This window comes from Alteromonas antoniana, from assembly GCF_019249295.1.
Classification (GTDB): Bacteria; Pseudomonadota; Gammaproteobacteria; order Enterobacterales; family Alteromonadaceae; genus Alteromonas; species Alteromonas antoniana.
The window spans coordinates 25,535-44,801 of record NZ_JAESDH010000020.1 but is presented as its reverse complement, the minus strand read 5'-3'; the positions used below and the strand labels follow the sequence as shown (position 1 = coordinate 44,801).

The window sequence follows — 19,267 nt, the reverse complement described above, 5'->3', positions numbered from 1 at the left end:
AGGTTGCAATAAACGCATATCCCTAAAGTAAGTACGAGGATCTGCGACGACCCGATGAAGTTAATGTACCTTTCTGATTTTCATTTTTTCAAGATAACGCTGTAGGGCGCTACAACCTGGGGAGCTAACACAAAAAAGCCCCATGCATTTAACATACACAGGGCTTTGCGATTATAACAATGGACTTACTTTCTCAGTCTGCGAAGTCCAAACAAAGACAATGCAAGTAAAGCAAGTGTCTGAGGTTCAGGAACCTGAACACTCATATTTCTAAACTGTGTCGTATTGCTACAGTTAGACGCATCGCAATCATTGATGAATACAAGGTATTCATAGTCGCCGTAAAAGAAGTCCTCCAGGTCAATACTAAAACTCTGCCATGTAGGCGAGTCGTTCGCCGTCAGATTATCGAAATCGTACTTAAAGGTTTTGTCGCCCCAGTTCTGGGTACCAGAGAGGTTTAACGCATATATACTTTCAGCGGCACCGATATTGTTCACGTTGTCGTTGGCGAGCATAAAGCCACCAATTTCAGATGGCCCACTTGGTTTATTGTTACCAGTTTTGATTCGCATTTCAAAATTGAACGTGTAGTGTGATCCATTATCAAAATTAAGTGATTTCAGACCAAACAGATCTTCGATGCTGATGTACGTCCACGCCTCACTACTTAAATTAAGTAAGCCACCACCAATGTCGCGAACCTCATAGTTGCCCTTGTTCTGGCCAGGCACGCTCATAAAGTCGCCATTTGCAAAATTATCGACAATGTTCGATTCAATAAAACTGGCATGTGCGGTGAAACTTAGAAAGGATACACTTAGTGCAAAAAACAAACTTCTCATATTGTTAACCTAAAGCTAAAAAATATTATAATAGTGTCAGCAAGACATAAGCACTATAAATGCCAATATGATAAGCGATTGATTATTAAAAAATAAATACACCATGACTACTTAAGGTGTTAAATTTTTTGACAAAAACGTTTGCGCTTTAGTTTGACCAACTGTTACTTTTTAAGTGAAAGACGAAGGGCTTTTTTCTCATCATCCGACAAAAACGCCTGCTTCAGCGCATTTTCCTGAACTTTCAGTAATGCGCTCTTATCCAGTCCAATGACGTTGGCAGCAATCTCATATTCATGGCCTAGCGTGATGTCCGAGATCCCCGGATCGTCGGTATTTAAGGTAACGGCCATACCTGCGGCAAGAAAATCACGTAACGGGTGATTTTTTGTATCCGTCATAGCACCAGTCTGGTAGTTGGAAGTGGGACAGGATTCAATGCCTATTTCATGTTTGGCCAAATACTCCATCAGCCTCGGATCCTGTATTGCAGCAACGCCATGACCAATTCTGGACGCACCCAATAAAGTTACGGCATCCCAGATACTTTGGGGCCCGGCTGCCTCGCCTGCATGCACCGTTGCACGCATGCCCGCATCCCTCGCGCGCTTAAACAAGTCGACAAACAGCGTTGCGGGATACCCGGCTTCATCACCTGCCAAATCAATACCACAAAACTTGTTACGATGAGTCAGGATCGCGTCCAACTCGCGCTCACAGGCTGTTACACCATAGCTTCGGCTGAGTATGCCAAGAGCACCCACTTTAATCCCAAACTCAGAGGCTGCGGCACTGATTCCGTCTAACACGGCTTCGACCACACTGACCATAGGTAACGAAAACGCTTTTGCCATAAAATAAGGAGAAAACCGCATTTCGATATAATGGATGCCCTCTCTCGCAGCGTCCTCGACACTTTCAAATGCCACCCGACGACACGCATCGGCATCGGCTAATACTGACACGCCATATTCAAGCTTTTGAATGAACTCGAGCAAATCTGATGTACGATGCTGGATGACTGCGAGGTGTTTTAAATCGTTTTCGCTGGTAACAGGAAGAGAAATACCATGTTGTTTTGAAAGCGCCCAAATTGTAGACGGTCTGACGCTGCCGTCGAGGTGCCGGTGTAACTCCGCCACCGGCAATGCATTGGACAGCATAATCAGCTGACCTGCAGCTTATCCATCAATAATACGGCCTGAGTACGGGTATTTATCTCAAGCTTTCGCAGTATTGCGCTGATATGAGCTTTGATTGTCGCTTCGGTGACATTCATTTCATGCGCAATTTGTTTGTTCATCAATCCTGCCCGCAAGAACGATAGCACCTGAATTTGTTTAGGTGTCAGCTCTCGGAATCGCTGTAATAGCAGTTTGAGATCATCATCCACTTTTTCAAGTTCTTCCTGCATGCCCTGGGGCAGCCAGTTATTGCCACTACGGATTGATACAATCGCCTCGGCGATATCTTTCGTGGGTGTGGATTTGGGGATAAAGCCTTGCGCCCCAAGGCTCATCACCTGGGCGACAACCTCAACACTTTCCGCCGCCGAAATAACAGCCACAGGTATCATTGGGTAAGCTTCTTTAACACTGATAAGGCCATTGAAATATTCGCCACCTGGCATATTCAGGTCCAGCAGAATAAGATCGATATCATCACTTGCCAGGACAGCCAGTGCACTGTCAAGACTGTCGGCTTCGGCAATATCAGCGCCCTCAAAGTAAGGTGTCAGCGCGCCGCTAAGCGCTTCTCTGAAAAGTGGGTGGTCGTCTGCTACCAGAATTCGTGTCATAACGAAATACAACTTCCTTTGTGACTCTTTTGTTAAGAGTAATACTTTAGGCTAAATAGGGAAAGTATAAAGGTAAGATATCTACGGATTTTTTGCTTAATTGCCAGGTTTATTTGGCATTCTCTTCAAAGCAGGTAAAATTGCTCGTCATCACCATTAAATGAGGCCCATTGTGCAAAAATCAGATACTCTTTTCGCCTCTCCACTGTCCTCTGTCGCAGACTTTCGTTTTGACGAAACCGTTGCTGAAGTGTTCCCGGACATGATTCAGCGTTCTGTACCCGGGTACCAGTCAATCATTAATACTATCGGAGAGCTGGCAGCAGCGAAGGTGCAACCAGACACCAGAGTCTATGATTTGGGTTGCTCACTTGGTGCAGCAAGTCTTGCCGTTGCTCGCGCCACACAGGGGATCCCCTGTAAGATTATTGGTATCGATAACTCTGAAGCGATGATCAGCCGGTGCGAACGTATAATACATAGTTTCGCTTTGCCCACGCCGGTATCTGTTCACTGTCAGAGCGCCCAGGACACTGACATTAACAATGCCTCAATGGTTATCATGAATTTCACACTGCAATTTATTCCCCCTGCGGACAGAAAAGCCTTGCTGTCGAAGATATTTGAAGGTTTGGTTCCCGGTGGCATTCTGGTGTTATCAGAAAAAATCCGCCACCCCTCGGTTGCAGGTAACGAGTTACTTGTCGACCTGCATCATCAGTTCAAGCGCCAGAATGGCTACAGTGAACTGGAGGTCAGTCAAAAGCGTGCCGCGCTTGAAAACGTCATGCTTACCGACACATTTGCAGAACATGAAGCACGTCTTAAAGACGTGGGTTTCAGCGACGTGGTGATGTGGTTTAAGTGCTACAACTTCACCTCAATGGTTGCCATAAAATCTATGGGGGAAGCTGCGGGTGAATAGACAAACCAAGAAATGGTTCGACGCGTGCTATCATTCACTCTTAACCAGCCCACTTTCCCACTGGCTTGAAACCTTGCCAGCCCAGCTTCGGGAATGGGACAGTAGCGCCAAACACGGCGACTTTGACAAGTGGTGTCGACTTATAGAAAAGCTACCGGAAATCACACCCGAGTCCGTGGATATTAAAACAGGCGTGACGGTTAACAACAGCGCTGTGTCTGATTATCAACAGGCCCAAATTCAGGGCTTGCTAAAACAGTTTATGCCCTGGCGCAAAGGGCCCTACTCGGTCCACGGTGTGGACATCGATACAGAGTGGCGCTCTGACTGGAAATGGGATCGCGTTTTACCGCATATCAGCGACTTAAGTGGCAGAACTGTGCTTGATGTAGGTTGCGGCAGTGGTTATCACATGTGGCGAATGCTGGGTGAAGGGGCCAGCCGGGTAATCGGGATTGATCCTACTCAACTGTTTTTTATACAGTTTCAGGCAATTCAACGTTTTATACAAGCAGAAAACATTCACTTTTTACCGCTCGGTATTGAGCAAATGCAACCGCTTGATGCCTTCGACACGGTGTTTTCCATGGGCGTAATGTATCACCGTAAAGATCCCATTGCCTTTCTCAATCAGCTGAAGCATCAGTTACGACAAGGTGGTGAGTTGATTCTGGAAACCCTGGTTGTTGAGGGTGACAGTACCACGGTATTGATGGCGGGCGAACGCTATGCGCAAATGCGAAACGTCTGGTTTTTACCAAGCGTTGAAGCGTTGACGGTATGGCTTGAACGCGTTGGCTTTGAGAATATTCGCATCGCTGACGTGAATGTAACATCCATAGAAGAGCAACGCGCAACAGAATGGATGCGTTCACAATCTCTGAAAGATTTTCTGGATCCGAAAGATATTTCTCGCACTGTTGAAGGTTATCCGGCGCCAACACGAGCAGTAATAGTGGCGACCCGTAAATAAACGTTTCCATTCCTGCCAACTCACAATGTGTTGGCACAATTGTTGTAACCTGTTTCACTACATATGTGCAATTCCAGCATTCATGAGGTAGTAAAATGGATATAACCGGCTTTCTGAAAGCGCACAGATTACCGGAGACATATGCTGATACTGCACAAAAATGGTTCATACCGTTAGCGGAGCAGATCACATCGCACTATAAAAGTGCAAAGCGGCCATTTATCGTCGGGATAAATGGTTGCCAGGGTTCGGGTAAATCCACCTTAGCCTCATTTTTAGCCGCGTATTTTTCATCAACACAAGCGCTTAGTGTTGTCACGCTGTCGCTGGATGATTTTTACTTGTCGAAAAGTGACCGCAATTCGCTGGCGGTAAAAGTTCATCCATTGCTGGCCACCCGTGGGGTTCCCGGCACGCACAACACCGAACTCGCGTTAGCTACGCTGGCGCGCCTCAAAGACTACGGGACGGTGTCTCTGCCACGTTTTAGTAAAGCGACAGATGATCCCTACCCCGTTATTGACTGGCCGGTCACTAACAGCCCTCCTGACATTATTCTTTTAGAAGGGTGGTGTCTCGGCGTCCCGCCACAATCTGATACTGAATTAAAACATCCGGTAAATAAGCTTGAAGCCGAAGAAGATCCACTTGGCATATGGCGACGTTTTGTAAATACTCAGTTAGCTGGCGAATATCAGACGCTGTTTGATCAGGTCAATTTTTGGTGCATGTTAAAAGGCCCGTCATTTGATCATGTATATCAGTGGCGTTGCGAGCAAGAGCACAAACTTGCTGCCAGTGGTGTAATAGACAATTCAGGCGTAATGTCTGACGAGCAGATTGCACGTTTTATTCAACACTATCAGCGCCTCACAGAGCACGGTTTTCAGACTGTGCCGCCAAAATGTGAGTGCGTATTTGAACTGGATGAAAATCGCCAGATAAAAAATCAACATAAGGCGTAAGCATGACATTCGCAAATAACGTGATTTTCACGGACATGGATGGCACCTTACTGGATCATGATACTTATAGCTTTGAAGCTGCACGGCCGACTCTGGCGTCACTGAAAGAGCGAAAGATCCCAGTGATCCCCACAACCAGTAAAACCTATGCAGAACTGATCGTTTTGCGGGACACAATCGGTTTGGATGGCCCGTTTATCGTCGAAAATGGCGCGGCTATTTACATCCCACATGGCTTTTTTGAGCAAAAACCTGCAGGCACAATCTGGCAGGATGGTTTCTGGTGTAAGTCTTTTATCTCGTCAAAAGGATACTGGCTCAAGTTGCTTGAAAAAGTCGCTCAGGATTTTAGCGGACAGCTGAATCATTTCAGTAATATGTCTATTGCTGAAATACAGGATGCCACCGGCCTGGATGAAGCGTCTGCCAGCCGCGCAGCGCAACGTCAATTTGGTGAACCCGTCTTATGGACAGGCGACGACGAGTCAAAACAACGATTTATCCGTGCGATGAAAGAGCGCGGTGCCTATCCGCTTGAAGGCGGCAGGTTTATTCATATCTCCGGTGACTGCAACAAGGGGGCAGCGCTGCGATGGTTTATGGAGGAATTTGACAGGCAGACCCAGCAATCGGCAACTTCGATTGCATTAGGTGACGGTAAAAACGACATTGCCATGCTTGAGGCCGCGGATATTGCGGTGCGAATAGCGTCACCGAGTCACCCTCCCCCTGAAGTAGAAAAAGAAGATCAGGTTTATACCAGCACCCTACTCGGCCCCAAAGGCTGGACAGAAATGCTCACTCAATTGCTTGCGCTTACCCATTAGGAGGACACATGGCCGATTTTTATCAAAACGGTGTGGTAACAACCCTGCACAATTTATCTGCACGACCTACCGAGGAACTTGAAGCTGAATTGCTGCGTTTCTCACAAAAGCGTCCCATGGCGCTTATTTTGCCTAGTCTGTTTTCAGAGCTGGAAGGCGATGCCCTTCCGCATATCGTTAGCGAATTAACAAACGTTCCTTATCTTTCTGAGATTGTCATCGGACTGGACCGCGCGAATGAAGACCAATATCGTCACGCGCTGGGATTTTTTAACAAACTACCTCAACATCACCGCGTGCTGTGGAACGACGGGCCACGGCTCAAAGCGATTGATGACGAGTTACAAAAGCAGGGCCTGGCACCTAAGGAGCTAGGTAAGGGACGCAACGTCTGGTACTGCATGGGTTACGTCTTAGCCTCAAACCGGGCAGAGTCTGTTGCACTCCATGACTGCGATATTGTGACGTACAAGCGCGACCTGTTAGCGCGTCTGATTTACCCGGTCGCTAACCCTATGTTCAATTACGAATTCTGTAAGGGTTATTATGCCCGCGTTGCCGATGGCAAGATTAATGGTCGTGTATCTCGCTTGCTTGTGACCCCGTTGTTACGTGCACTAAAGCGCATACTCGGAGACAACGAGTACCTGGAGTTTATGGACAGCTTCCGATACCCGCTGGCTGGTGAGTTTTCCTTCCGACGTGATGTCCTTAACGATATCCGTATTCCCAGCGACTGGGGATTGGAAATCGGGGTACTGTCTGAAATGCACCGCAACTATTCTCACAACCGGCTTTGTCAGGCTGACATTGCGGATATTTACGATCATAAACATCAGGACCTGTCGCTAAATAATGATCAGGGTGGCCTTTCTAAGATGTCTATCGACATTACCAAAGCGGTTTTCAGAAAGCTGGCCACGCAAGGCTTTACCTTCAGCAATGAAATGTTTCGCTCGATTAAAGCAACGTATTTCCGAATCGCGCTGGATTTCATCGAAACCTATCATAATGATGCGGTTATGAATGGCCTGAATCTGGATATTCACAGCGAAGAAAAAGCGGTAGAGATGTTTGCCAGCAACATCATGAAAGCCGGACAAAACTTTTTGGAAAACCCGATGGAAACACCGTTTATTCCAAGCTGGAACCGGGTAACCAGCGCGGTACCAGACATCCTTGACCGTATTTTAGAAGCGGTAGAGGCCGACACTGCAGAATATTTAGGGTAAATGATGACAGCACGCTGGAACTTACTTCACGAGAAAGTCAGCCACCACTTGCAGGCGATTTACGCCGATGTCGTTCTGGAAACACCGGTGGGCGAACTGGCTACACAGCTCATAAATGCGATCGGCCTGAAAGATGATGAAGATGTCGTGCTCCCGGAAGCACACTGTAACTACTGGGATGAAGATGACATCATCATGATTACTTATGGCGATAGCGTTATCAACGAACACGAGCGCCCGCTATTCACCTTGTTTCGCTTTTTGCACACCTATTGCAAAAACACCGTAAACAATGTGCATATTCTGCCGTTTTTTCCCTACAGCTCAGACGATGGCTTTTCTGTTATCGATTATTCAAGCGTCAACGAGTCGTTGGGAGACTGGCCTGAGGTGGAGCGTATCGCGGCCGAGTACGGTCTGATGGTAGACCTTGTGATTAATCATTGCTCAGCTCGCAGCGTGTGGTTTGATAATTTCATCAAGGGTGAAGGGCCTGGTAGCGACTTCTTTTTCACTGGCGACCCATCAGATGACTTATCTATGGTCACACGTCCGCGTGTATCGCCGTTGTTAAGAGAAACGCAGACTGAAAATGGTACCAAGTATGTTTGGTGTACATTCAGTCATGATCAGGTGGATTTTGATTTCAGAAATCCCAAAGTCTTGCTGACGTTTATTGAGATTATCCGGCTTTATCTGGATAAAGGTGCAAAAATATTCCGTCTCGATGCCGTGGCATTTTTATGGAAGATTGTTGGCACGCCTTGCATTAACCTGCCACAAACCCATGAAGTCATAAGGCTGATACGTACGCTTGTGGAACATGTGGACCCCAGCATTATCCTGATCACGGAAACTAACATTCCTAACCGGGAAAACCTGACCTATTTCGGTAACGCGAACGAGGCGCACGCGATTTATAATTTTTCGTTACCGCCATTGCTCGTCAATACTATGGTCACCGGCGACTGCCGTTATCTGAAAAACTGGATGATGAGTATGCCACCGGCCCAAAACGGAACCGCCTATTTCAATTTCATCGCGTCCCATGACGGCATTGGATTACGTCCTGCAGAAGGACTGTTGAGTGACGACGAACTGTCGGCACTTGTGCACACCATGCAGAATTTCGGTGGCAAAATTTCCTGGCGTGCCTCTGATCACGGCCAGCAAAAGCCTTATGAAATTAATATCACGCTGTTTGATGCGATGCAGGGTACTACCGAAGGCCCGGACAAATATCAGGTTGACCGTTTTATTTGTGCACACGCGATCATGCTGGGTATGGAAGGCATTCCGGGAGTTTACATACATAGTCTGCTTGGCACGTCTAACGACTATGAAAAAGTGGCAAATACCGGGCAAAACCGCTCAATTAACCGCAAACGCTGGGACTACTCTGAACTCGAAGCCTTGCTTGACTCTCCATACTCGCAACATCACAAAGTGCTAACCCGGCTTTCACAGCTAATACGGATCCGCAAAGCACAACCCGCGTTTCACCCGAACGCAACACAGTTCACGTTGCAGCTGGGAGATCAGATATTCGGTTATTGGCGTCAGAGTCTTGACCGTAAACAAAGTGTATTCTGTATCAGTAACGTGAGCAAAGAAGAGCAATCGGTTCTGCTGTCCGATATCAACCTGATTGGCACAGATAACTGGCTGGATCTTATCACTCGTGATGAAATTAACGATGTAGGTGGCTTCCTGCAACTGAAGCCTTATCAGACCGTATGGATAAGTAATCAGGATATTGAGTAAACCTGCTGGCGGTAGCATCTGTGGCTACCGCCTTTTCTTTTTCTTATAAACTTTCTCACTTCACACAGCGACTTATCTGTGTCCTTTTATCACACGTGCTTCATTCACATTACCTATTGCAGCCCCGTTATCCCCTGGCTCTCGTCCTTTGCTGTTGATACCCGGTCGTATTTGTCATCCCAATGACATTGGATTACCCCTCACTTTCGTGGATAATCCCCCGCATAGTATTCAGGTAACAGGACTGCTTCATGCCGTCAGCAACGTCTAACTGGCTGTCTTTAGAGGATGCGCTAGAACACACTCTCGCACTCACCCCCACCGTCACTGCAAGCGAGACCGTTTCGCTGCCACAGGCTTTATCGCGGATTGCGGCAGACGATGTCGTTGCACCAGCAAATGTTCCGCCGTGGGCAAACTCGGCGATGGACGGCTATGCTGTCTGCTTATCTGATTTAACCCAAAGTGACAGGCTTCCGGTTTCTGCAACCGTTCTGGCCGGCTCCTCCGATATCGCGCCATTAGCATCCGGCACAGCAGCCAGAATTATGACCGGCGCGCCACTTCCTTCAGGTGCTGATACCGTGATCATGAAGGAAAATGCGATTGAAGAGGATAACCACGTAAGCTTCACCAACATGCCTGCGAAGGGAGACAATGTCCGCGCATGTGGAAGCGATATCACCAAGGGCGACTGTATAATCTCCTCGGGTACCAGGCTCACTCCGGCACATTTGATGCTGCTGGCCTCTCAAGGGATCACCACGGTAAAGGTTTATCGAAAAGTGAGAGTCGGGCTGATGGCGACCGGAGATGAACTCTGTCAACCAGGCCAGCCACTACAGGCAGGCCAGATTTATGAATCAAACAGCACCGGGATCAGCGCTCTGCTTTCAGAACATGGTGTAGAAGTCATACACTACGGAATCGTTAAAGATGATATAGACGCACTCAAACGCACTATCACGGAGGCTTCACAGCAAACCGACCTGCTGATCACTAGTGGTGGTGTTTCTGTTGGCGATGCAGACCATGTAAAACCTGTCATTGATGCGTTGGGGAGTGTGGATTTCTGGAAGGTTGCCATCAAGCCCGGAAAGCCTTTTGCGTTTGGTCGGGTCGGGAATATGGTGTTTTGTGGCGTTCCCGGTAATCCTGTCTCTGCCTACGTCACAACACAGATGCTGGTAACACCGGTTATCGAACGTCTGCAGGGATTAGGGCAAATAACTTCCCCCCTTCGCTTGCAGGCAAAGCTGACATCATCTCTGACACGACGCCCCGGCAGAACAGACTTTCAGCGCGCCATGATGTCCACCAAAGACGGACAATGGCGGGTAACCCCGTTGCCCAAACAAAGCTCCGGTGTGATGTCGTCTGTCACTCAGGCCAACTGTTACCTTGAGCTGCCTGCTGAACAAAGCCATTTTGATACTGGGCAGTGGGTCACGGTGATTCCTTTTTCATTGCGCACCAATATGGAAAACGCTTAGTGAGCGCGATAGTGAGTAAGCGGTTTATTCTCGAAAGCCGACGTCTTATCAACCTGACCTGGCCGTTGCTTATTGCCCAAATCACGCAAATGCTTATGGGGGTTAGCGATACCATTATGGCCGGGCGGTACGATGCCGTTGACATGGCGGCGGTCGCACTGGGCTTCAGTATCACCATCCCCCTGCTCTGTTTTTTGCAGGGTATTGCACTTGCCCTGCCTCCTATCATTTCAAGGCTTCAGGGAAGTAAGTCTTTTGACAACGTTGCCGACGCCTCCCAACAAGCTGGCTACGTGCTGTTGTCTGTCAGTCTGATAATGCTTTTACTTTATCCATTGGCCCCCGCACTGGTAGCCCTCTTCCCGATGGAACAGGACCTGTACCTTATCACGGTAGACTACGTGCGTTACGTCATTCTGGCGATGCCCGGCTTTGCGCTCTATCAGTGGCTGCGTAACTTTTGTGAGGGTCTTGGTAAAACCAAACCGACTATGATCATCACCGTAATAGGTCTGGGTTTTAACATTGTGGGCAACTATATATTCATTTACGGCGCAGGTCCTATTCCCGCATTTGGCGGTGCTGGCTGTGGGATAGCTACCTCGATTGTGATTTACGCCATGATGCTGGCAACCTATTTTTATGCCCGTTTTGCGCCTGCATTGTCTCGTTATAACTTGTTTTCCCGTTGGTACCAGCCTTCCCTGTTTTCGATGTTGCGGACATTCCGGCTCGGTTTCCCAGTGGCCATGACTCTGCTTTTCGAAGTGACATTATTTGCTGTCGTAGCATTATTGCTTGCTCCTTTTGGCGCTAACACGGTCGCTGCGCACCAGGTCGCACTTAACTTTTCTGCACTCATGTTTATGTTTCCCCTGAGCCTTGGCATGGCGGTATCCATCCGCGTGGGCTACCGGATAGGACAACAGCAGACTAAACAAGCGGCGGTGGCGGTGAAAAGTGCCATCAATATTGGGCTGGTCGTGGCAATCGGCACTGCCTCATTTACGCTGTTAGCAAAGGGCTTGATCACCAGCATGTATACTACCGACCGAGCCGTATACGAGCTGGCCAACGCGCTGCTTATTTACGCAGCGTTGTTTCAGTTTTCGGATGCCATTCAGGTAATTTCTGCCAATGCGCTTCGTGGTTACAAGGATACCACCGCGATGTTTATTATAACCTTCATAGCCTACTGGTTAATTGGCTTACCTTGTGGGATCATTCTCGGAAGAACAGCCTGGGTAACAGACGCACCGATGGAAGCCGCGGGCTTCTGGATTGGTTTTATTGTCGGTTTAAGCTCTGCGGCAGTGTTACTGGGGGCTAGGCTCTGGTACATCCAGCGCCAACGGCATTGCCAAATTTTAGCTGGCTAAAAGATAAAAGGATGGCAACACTATGACGCAGGCATTGTTCATTATCTTTGCCGGCTATTACACATTCGTTGCGATGCTCTATACGGGGATGATCCTGTGGCGTCAGCGAGATGGGCTATCCCGGGTTCACCCAGGTCAGCGCTTTTCATCTCACTGGTGGAACCACATGACTTTTCGACTCTTTCGCATTGTCATTTGGCTCACGACAATCACTATCGCAATTTCACCGCAATACAGCGTGTATTACGGGCCATTTCTCCGGTCTGAGCCTCCTGCACTGATCTTTACAGGTATCATTCTGATGGTCGCGGGGCTGGCGTTGGCATTAATCTCTAACTACACACTGGCATCCCAATGGCGAAGTGGAGTTGATAGTGATGCGCCTGCAGCGTTGGTTCAGACAGGACTTTATCGAATTAGCAGAAATCCCGGTTATATTGGCGTGGCATTTGGCCAGTGTGGTTTTTTTATTGCCTACCCCAGTGTATTTACGTTGATATGCGTTCTCGTTGGAATGACGGCACTTTACCGGCAGGTATTGTTCGAAGAGGCACATTTGCATCAGCGATTTTCAAACACATTTACACAATATATGCGCAACACACCGCGCTTTGTTTCACTCCCAGACTGGCGTAACCGATGATTGAGCTAATTCCGGTATTTATTTATTTCTTTGCGGTCATAGATCCCATCGGGACCGTGCCGGTTTTTATTGCCGCGACCAAACGGCAGGAAGCCCGTGCCCGGCGTAAAGTTGCGCTGCTGGCTATTCTGGCCTCTGCAATCATTCTGCTGTTTTTTATCCTGGTTGGAGAAATCATTCTTGATGCCATGCAAATTCCCCTGCCCGCATTCCAGATTGCCGGCGGGATAGTGCTGTTTTTATTCGCACTGACGATGATTTTCGGAGAAGCGAAACCTGAACAGGAAATCAAACTGACCGACAACATCAAAGAACGGGCAATATTCCCGGTCGCTGTTCCTTCCATAGCCAGCCCAGGCGCTATGCTGGCTGCAGTCATGCTGACGAAAAACGATGTTTATACCTTATGGGAACAAACGCAGACTGCGCTGGTAATGCTATCGGTATTGCTGATAACCCTTATTCTGCTGCTGTGCGCCAACGGCATCATCCGTATCATCGGTGAAATGGGTGCGAATGTGATTAGCCGGGTTATGGGGCTTATTCTGGCATCACTGGCAACAGCGAATGCGCTGGCCGGGATCAAAGTTTATTTTGGCCTATAACTGTTTTGCGCTGCGTCACTGTCTTTGTCAGTCTCAGCGTTATCGGCGGAACCTTTCCATAGATCACCAATAAGCGGATCATCCAGTTCTTCCTCGCCTTCCCAGCTGTATTTCTTTAGCACCGGCTTCGGGTCGCGACGCCATAAGGTAACAGCAGCGAGAACCCCGCCTACCGCGCCGAAGAAATGCGCTTCAAAGGAAATGGCGGGATCACGTGGAAAGATTGTCATGATCATGCCGCCATACATAAAAAACGCTATCATCATGAGACCCACCGAACGCGCATCTCTGCGAATAACAGAAACCGTAAATAAAAAGAAAAACAGGCCGTGACTTACCCCACTTGCCCCAAGATGCACCGCCTCACGGCCGAAAAGCCAGACGCCAATACCTGAAACCAGCCAACTTGACGCAAGGACCCACCATCGCGAACGCGGGTAGCCATACCAGAGCGCGGTACCCAGAACGATTAAGGGTAAGGTGTTATTGAAAATATGCTCGTACGAGCCATGCACCAGTGGTGCGGTGAGAATGCCATAAAGGCGGGCCGGCTCAAGCGGCATGATCCCAAGCATGTTTAAGGGCAGAGAAAATAATACGCCTGCGGACTGGATCACCCACAACACACTGACCGCAGCGATACTGAGAGTGATGGCTTTACGAAGATCATGATCCAAAGTCTGGGCCATTTGCGTCAACTATATTCAACGGGATACCGTAAAGGTTGGTACGCTTTGCGCTTTTACAAGACCACTTAGTTCACTGACTCCCTGCACTAACCAGCTGGCAGGGTGCTCCAGTCTGACGGCGTGTCGATATCTACACCAGCCTGGATGTGTGGTACCAGCAGGATGTCATCAGGATTTTCCGCCAGCATTTTTTTCAGAATAAGCCGTGCACCTTTATCTTCACGAAGCGATGTGAGTAAAGGAAACGCGCCCGCCGGAAACACTGCAGGCACGGTGACATTCTTCTGCCACGCACTGGCGACGACTCGTTTGGGATAACGCTGCGCGGTGTCACTCAGACTACGTAAACTGTCGGTGGTAAGTAGCGGCAGATCGCCAAGCACAACCAGGATATGCGTCGGTGTATTCAGCTCATCTGCAGTGTTACCAGACCTCCCCTCTAACGTAAGTAGATTATTGACCCCCCTGGCAATGCTGGTGCCCATTCCCTGTGGCCAGTGTACGTTATGCAGTATCTGGCAAGGCGCTGAAGTGAGCTCGCTCGTCAACGCATCATGCCAACGACCGGTCACTACCACTGGCAAGCCGAAAGAACACAGCGGCTGACATACTTCTACGGTGTGTCTGATAAGTGAGCAACCGGAGGGATGCTTACTGATAAGCTTATTGCCACCGTACCGTTCACTGGCACCTGCGGCCAGAATGACGATCCCTAGCCGAAACTGCATGGCTTGCCTTTCAGTGGTACTGCACTTTTATCATGCAGTACCGCATGAGCCTGAGCAATCATCGATAATGCTATCGATTCGGGTAACTCGCCTCCTAACGCTAACCCGGCTGGCGACTGAAGTTCCACAGGTAACGATGATGGCTGAATATTCGCCTCACTAAGTACCTTATCGCACCGGTGTGAGGGCCCCAGTAGTGCGAGATAGCGTAATTGCGGTACTGCACTGTGCGCCAGATAAGCCAGCGCATCAGCATCCATCGTTACCTGATGATGCATCACAATAACGGCATTTGCGTCTGTCAGCCACGTGGCATCATTCAGATGGTCGGTAGAAATGCCGGTTACCGCACAACCCGAAAAATCTTCTGCTCTGGCGTAGCGGGCCCTGGGATCGTTAACGTGTACACGCCATCCCAGCAGGTTCGCCATCTGGGCTACGGGTCTGGCATCAACACCACCGCCGAGGATGACCAGCGCTGGCGGCGGGGTAATGCGGTGAGAAAACCAGTTTCTGCCTTCAGCCGAAGGATCATTGATTCTTGCACCCGGGTGCGATGATGCAGTCTCCACTGCATAGGTTAATGATTGACCTGATTCCAGCAACGTCAATACTTGCGCTAATCCAAGATAGTCCGCATCAGCCGTAACTGGCTGCAACAACAGCGTAACTTCGCCACCACAGCCGATGCCAAGACGCCAGGCAATATCGCCTTCTTCCTGCATGTCGTAGGTAACGGTTTTTGCGCGGCCGGACTCCCAGCACATTCTGGCCTGATGCAGAATATCACTCTCCAGACAGCCGCCACTCACCACTCCCAGTTGCTCACCGCTGTCGTTAAATAACATCATTGCCCCTGCTTTGCGATAGCTGGAGCCTTCCGTGTCAATAACCGTCGCCAGTAACCATTGATGTGCATCCTTTCGGGGCTGCCAATGCCGCAACACGTGCAGTAAATGGTGCTTCATATTCCCTCGCCGTGTGTACCAGATAATGACTGGCCACTTGCTGTTATACGTTTAAGTTCTTCCGATTTTTTTAGTACGAGCGTTTCCGCGATTTTGTCTTGTATAGACTGACGATTTGGATCCCAGAATACCTGCACAAATCCCAGTAGCCCGGTTGCCAGCCCCGCGCCATAACCACCATAACGCCCAAAACTTTCCCATAATGTGAGTGTTGAGCCATCAAGTTTTAATACCCGGATACCCATCAACCGCTTGCCCGGCGTACTGCCACGCCACCACGCAGTAAACACGCTGTAATACAGCGCCGCCCAGCCAAACCCCAGACCTAAATCCGCTATCAACCCGTTGACGATGTCTATCAGGCTGAACCCGGATGATGTTGACGTTTCGCCAAAAGTAATAATCTCAGAGTCGCCGCTGGAGGTCTCAGGTACAGGTGGTGGTGTTGACGCGTCGACAGAGGGATCGCTTTCGGTTAGCGCATCTGTTTTTTGCTGTTCAATCGTGCGGTTGTAGGTTCCAAGGTAAAACTCCCGGAGAATCGCTTCATCGTTGTGTTGCGCGTCATTGCGAGACACCAGTTCATCAAAAACCTGCTGGACCTTTTCCGGTGAGGCGCGATTGTCTGCCATAGCTTCACCGAACCCACGGGCAACATCTCGCTTGCAAACATCATCCTCACACAGGCTCCATGCCGCAGCGTTGATACCGCTCAGAAAAGGCGTTACCAGTCCGCCGGTATCTGCATGCTCAGTGTCGTATTGATCCATATCATGATAAGCCGTTGCAGCGAGATAGATCACCGAAAACAATAATAGTGCGCCGGTAAAACGAAGAAGTTTCCGGGCTCGGGAACGTCGAGGGCGATCGGCAAGATTATTGCCGGCCTTAAAAAAGGTAAGCGCGACCAGAAACGCAAGAATAAAGGCATTCGCCGTGCTCAATAAGGCAACTACGGCAAGATCAATTACTTGCGCAAACAGTCTGCGTGACGGTGATGCCAGAGGTTGTCCTAACAGTTCATCAGCAACTTTAAACGCATAGGGCGTGACAATTTCACGCGTCTCTGCACCTGACATGTGCGGCGGTAACGCATCGCTGTTCGACGACGTTACAGCATGCCCGGTGGTTCCTGTACTGCTGGTTTGGGACTCCCCTGCTTCAATGCCGGACAGTGGCTGGCCATTCATGATTTGTCTTCCCTGCCATGATCGAAAACATCAGTGTAATGTGGTTCTCGAAACTTGGGAAGGTGCGAATAAGTCTATAGACGCACCTTCCCTTGACCAGCCTGCTTATTAACGGGCCAGACTTAGTGCCTTAATACCTTCAGTAAGACCTTCCAGCGTGAGTGCGAACATTCTCTCTTCCATCAATTCACGCATCACTGCAACGGAGGCGTAATAAGGCCAGTACTGCTGAGGTTGAGGATTGAGCCATATGGCTTTGCTGAAGTGATTCGTCAGACGCTGTAACCACACACTTCCCGGCTCCTCATTCCAGTGCTCGACACTGCCACCCGGGTACGTGATTTCGTAGGGTCCCATCGTCGCATCACCGACAAAGATGACCTTATAATCCGGGCCATAACGATGAATGATATCCCACACGGAAATGCGTTCCCGGTCGCGGCGTTGATTGTCTTTCCAAACCTCTTCATAAACACAGTTGTGAAAGTAAAAATACTCCAGATATTTAAATTCACTGTGCACTGCAGAGAATAATTCCTGCGTGGTTTTAACGTAAGGGTCCATCGAGCCACCGACATCAAAGAACATCAGCACTTTGACGGCATTATGACGCTCCGGAGACATATGAATATCCAGCATACCGCCTTTTTTGGCTGTTTCACCAATCGTGGTCGAGATATCCAGTTCTTCGCTGGCCCCGGTTCTGGCAAACTTTCTGAGTTTCCTCAGCGCCATTTTTATATTCCGGGTTCCCAATTCAACATCACTGGAGAGGTTTTTGAATTCCCGTTTATCCCACACTTTCACCGCAGAAAAACGCCGGTTTCCATCCTGACCTATGCGTACCCCTTCCGGGTTATCGCCGTAGGCACCGAATGGCGATGTGCCGCCGGTACCGACCCATTTATTTCCGCCCTGATGTCGTTTTTGCTGCTCTTCCAGCCGTTTGCGCAAGGTATCCATTAGCTGCTCCAGCCCGCCCATGGATTGCAGTTGTGCTTTTTCCTCGTCGCTTAAGGTTTTCTCTATCTGTTTACGCAGCCATTCTTCAGGGATCTCTTTACCAAATAGATCAATGGCTTCAACGCCTTCGAAATAGTCAGCAAAGGCCCGGTCGAACTTATCAAACTGGCTTTCGTCTTTAACCAGAATAGTGCGGGACAGGTAATAAAAGGCTTCTGTGTCTGCCCATACCACGTGATTTTTCATGGCATTAAGCAAATCAAGTAACTCCCGGAGACTGGTTTTCAGCCGGTATTTGCGTAATGTGAAGAAAAAATCAATTAACATTAGCGACGTGCCATAAAGACCAGTTTTTCGAACAGGTGAATATCCTGCTCGTTTTTCAACAGCGCACCGTATAGTGGCGGAATGGTCGTTTTACCGTCTTTGTTGTGCAGCGCTTCGGGTGGAATATCTTCCGCAACCAACAGCTTCAACCAGTCGATGAGCTCTGACGTTGAGGGCTTTTTCTTAAGCCCGGGTACGTCGCGTAACTCAAAGAAAGACGACATCGCTTCATCAAGTAATTGCTTTTTCAGGTCCGGGAAATGGACATCGACAATCTGTCGCATTTCATCGGGCGTCGGGAAGTTGATGTAATGAAAGAAACACCGGCGAAGAAACGCATCCGGCAGTTCTTTTTCATTATTAGACGTAATAATCACGATAGGACGCTGTTTAGCCACTACCCGCTTTTGCGTCTCGTAAACGAAAAACTCCATCTTATCGAGTTCAAGTAACAGGTCGTTAGGAAACTCAATGTCCGCTTTATCTATCTCGTCAATAAGCAGTACCGGACGCTGTTCTGACTCGAACGCCTGCCAAAGCTTTCCTTTGACGATGTAATTACCAATATCATGCACACGATCATCGCCAAGCTGTGAATCTCGCAGTCGCGAAACGGCATCATACTCGTAAAGCCCTTGCTGAGCTTTCGTCGTAGACTTAATGTGCCACTGGATTAGCGGTGCATCGAGACTTTTTGCCAGTTCTTCGGCAAGCATGGTCTTGCCGGTACCCGGCTCTCCTTTTATCAGCAGAGGACGCTCAAGTGTTATTGCCGCATTCACGGCTAACTGTAGCTCTTTGGTCGCGATATAATCTGAAGTTCCGGTAAACGCCATGGAAGTTCCTTAAGAAAGTTGCTGCACACAAAGCTTATTCATGTGGTTGATATACGCTGCATTGTTTAAAAAGAACAGGCTTCCCCTGCTTTTTTACTATCGAGTAACCGTAGGTAG

19 protein-coding genes are annotated in these 19,267 nt (G+C 48.8%); 10 read left to right on the top strand and 9 right to left on the bottom strand.

Annotated elements, in window-relative coordinates:
• Positions 1-185: 185 nt before the first annotated feature.
• From JKP77_RS16100 to JKP77_RS16090, 3 genes are all read right to left on the bottom strand, one after another.
• Positions 186-845: a PEP-CTERM sorting domain-containing protein gene (locus tag JKP77_RS16100; protein WP_218312186.1), complete on the bottom strand. Its 660-nt coding sequence runs from the start codon at positions 843-845 to the stop codon at positions 186-188.
• A gap of 164 nt (positions 846-1,009) precedes the next feature.
• Positions 1,010-2,008 (bottom strand): adenosine deaminase, encoded by a 999-nt coding sequence (add, locus tag JKP77_RS16095; protein WP_218312185.1) that lies wholly within the window; start codon positions 2,006-2,008, stop codon positions 1,010-1,012.
• Between the two features lie 2 nt (positions 2,009-2,010).
• Positions 2,011-2,643, bottom strand: a complete 633-nt coding sequence (locus JKP77_RS16090) for a response regulator transcription factor (RefSeq protein WP_218312184.1) — start codon at positions 2,641-2,643, stop codon at positions 2,011-2,013.
• A 172-nt stretch (positions 2,644-2,815) separates the two neighbouring features.
• On the opposite strand from JKP77_RS16090, the gene cmoA reads away from it, so the two are divergent.
• From cmoA to JKP77_RS16040, 10 genes are all read left to right on the top strand, one after another.
• On the top strand, positions 2,816-3,568 hold the full coding sequence (cmoA, locus tag JKP77_RS16085; protein ID WP_218312183.1) for a carboxy-S-adenosyl-L-methionine synthase CmoA: 753 nt from the start codon (positions 2,816-2,818) through the stop codon (positions 3,566-3,568).
• A complete protein-coding gene (gene cmoB, locus JKP77_RS16080; RefSeq protein WP_218312182.1) occupies positions 3,561-4,541 on the top strand; it encodes a tRNA 5-methoxyuridine(34)/uridine 5-oxyacetic acid(34) synthase CmoB in 981 nt (326 codons plus the stop codon). The genes cmoA and cmoB overlap by 8 nt, the downstream gene beginning before the upstream one ends.
• 95 nt (positions 4,542-4,636) lie before the next feature.
• Positions 4,637-5,506 (top strand): kinase, encoded by an 870-nt coding sequence (locus JKP77_RS16075; protein ID WP_218312181.1) that lies wholly within the window; start codon positions 4,637-4,639, stop codon positions 5,504-5,506.
• A 2-nt stretch (positions 5,507-5,508) separates the two neighbouring features.
• Positions 5,509-6,333, top strand: a complete 825-nt coding sequence (locus tag JKP77_RS16070) for an HAD-IIB family hydrolase (protein ID WP_218312180.1) — start codon at positions 5,509-5,511, stop codon at positions 6,331-6,333.
• Positions 6,334-6,341: 8 nt separating this feature from the next.
• Positions 6,342-7,565: a glycosyltransferase family protein gene (locus tag JKP77_RS16065; RefSeq protein ID WP_218312179.1), complete on the top strand. Its 1,224-nt coding sequence runs from the start codon at positions 6,342-6,344 to the stop codon at positions 7,563-7,565.
• A 3-nt stretch (positions 7,566-7,568) separates the two neighbouring features.
• Positions 7,569-9,329: a sugar phosphorylase gene (locus tag JKP77_RS16060; RefSeq protein WP_218312241.1), complete on the top strand. Its 1,761-nt coding sequence runs from the start codon at positions 7,569-7,571 to the stop codon at positions 9,327-9,329.
• A 251-nt stretch (positions 9,330-9,580) separates the two neighbouring features.
• The gene (gene moeA, locus JKP77_RS16055) at positions 9,581-10,822 is read left to right on the top strand and encodes a molybdopterin molybdotransferase MoeA (protein WP_218312178.1); all 1,242 of its coding nucleotides are present in this window, start codon (positions 9,581-9,583) and stop codon (positions 10,820-10,822) included.
• An 8-nt stretch (positions 10,823-10,830) separates the two neighbouring features.
• Positions 10,831-12,201 carry an MATE family efflux transporter gene (locus JKP77_RS16050; RefSeq protein WP_218312240.1) on the top strand — a complete coding sequence of 457 codons (1,371 nt, stop codon included), beginning with the start codon at positions 10,831-10,833 and terminating at the stop codon, positions 12,199-12,201.
• 22 nt (positions 12,202-12,223) lie between these two features.
• Positions 12,224-12,844: a methyltransferase family protein gene (locus JKP77_RS16045; RefSeq protein ID WP_218312177.1), complete on the top strand. Its 621-nt coding sequence runs from the start codon at positions 12,224-12,226 to the stop codon at positions 12,842-12,844.
• Complete coding sequence (locus JKP77_RS16040) at positions 12,841-13,449, top strand: MarC family protein (protein WP_218312176.1); 609 nt, start codon at positions 12,841-12,843, stop codon at positions 13,447-13,449. Before JKP77_RS16045 ends, JKP77_RS16040 begins: the two co-directional genes overlap by 4 nt.
• Here the strand turns inward: JKP77_RS16040 and JKP77_RS16035 are convergent.
• The 6 genes from JKP77_RS16035 to JKP77_RS16010 form a co-directional block, all read right to left on the bottom strand.
• Complete coding sequence (locus JKP77_RS16035; RefSeq protein ID WP_218312175.1) at positions 13,434-14,138, bottom strand: rhomboid family intramembrane serine protease; 705 nt, start codon at positions 14,136-14,138, stop codon at positions 13,434-13,436. The genes JKP77_RS16040 and JKP77_RS16035 overlap by 16 nt on opposite strands.
• Before the next feature lie 86 nt (positions 14,139-14,224).
• Positions 14,225-14,866, bottom strand: a complete 642-nt coding sequence (locus JKP77_RS16030; RefSeq protein ID WP_218312174.1) for a nucleotidyltransferase family protein — start codon at positions 14,864-14,866, stop codon at positions 14,225-14,227.
• On the bottom strand, positions 14,851-15,834 hold the full coding sequence (locus JKP77_RS16025; protein WP_218312173.1) for an XdhC family protein: 984 nt from the start codon (positions 15,832-15,834) through the stop codon (positions 14,851-14,853). Before JKP77_RS16025 ends, JKP77_RS16030 begins: the two co-directional genes overlap by 16 nt.
• On the bottom strand, positions 15,831-17,024 hold the full coding sequence (locus JKP77_RS16020; protein ID WP_218312172.1) for an RDD family protein: 1,194 nt from the start codon (positions 17,022-17,024) through the stop codon (positions 15,831-15,833). The genes JKP77_RS16025 and JKP77_RS16020 overlap by 4 nt, the downstream gene beginning before the upstream one ends.
• 108 nt (positions 17,025-17,132) lie before the next feature.
• A complete protein-coding gene (locus tag JKP77_RS16015; RefSeq protein ID WP_218312171.1) occupies positions 17,133-18,314 on the bottom strand; it encodes a vWA domain-containing protein in 1,182 nt (393 codons plus the stop codon).
• Positions 18,314-19,150, bottom strand: coding sequence for an AAA family ATPase (locus JKP77_RS16010; protein WP_218312170.1), 837 nt, complete (start codon positions 19,148-19,150; stop codon positions 18,314-18,316). The genes JKP77_RS16015 and JKP77_RS16010 overlap by 1 nt, the downstream gene beginning before the upstream one ends.
• Positions 19,151-19,267: the final 117 nt, after the last annotated feature.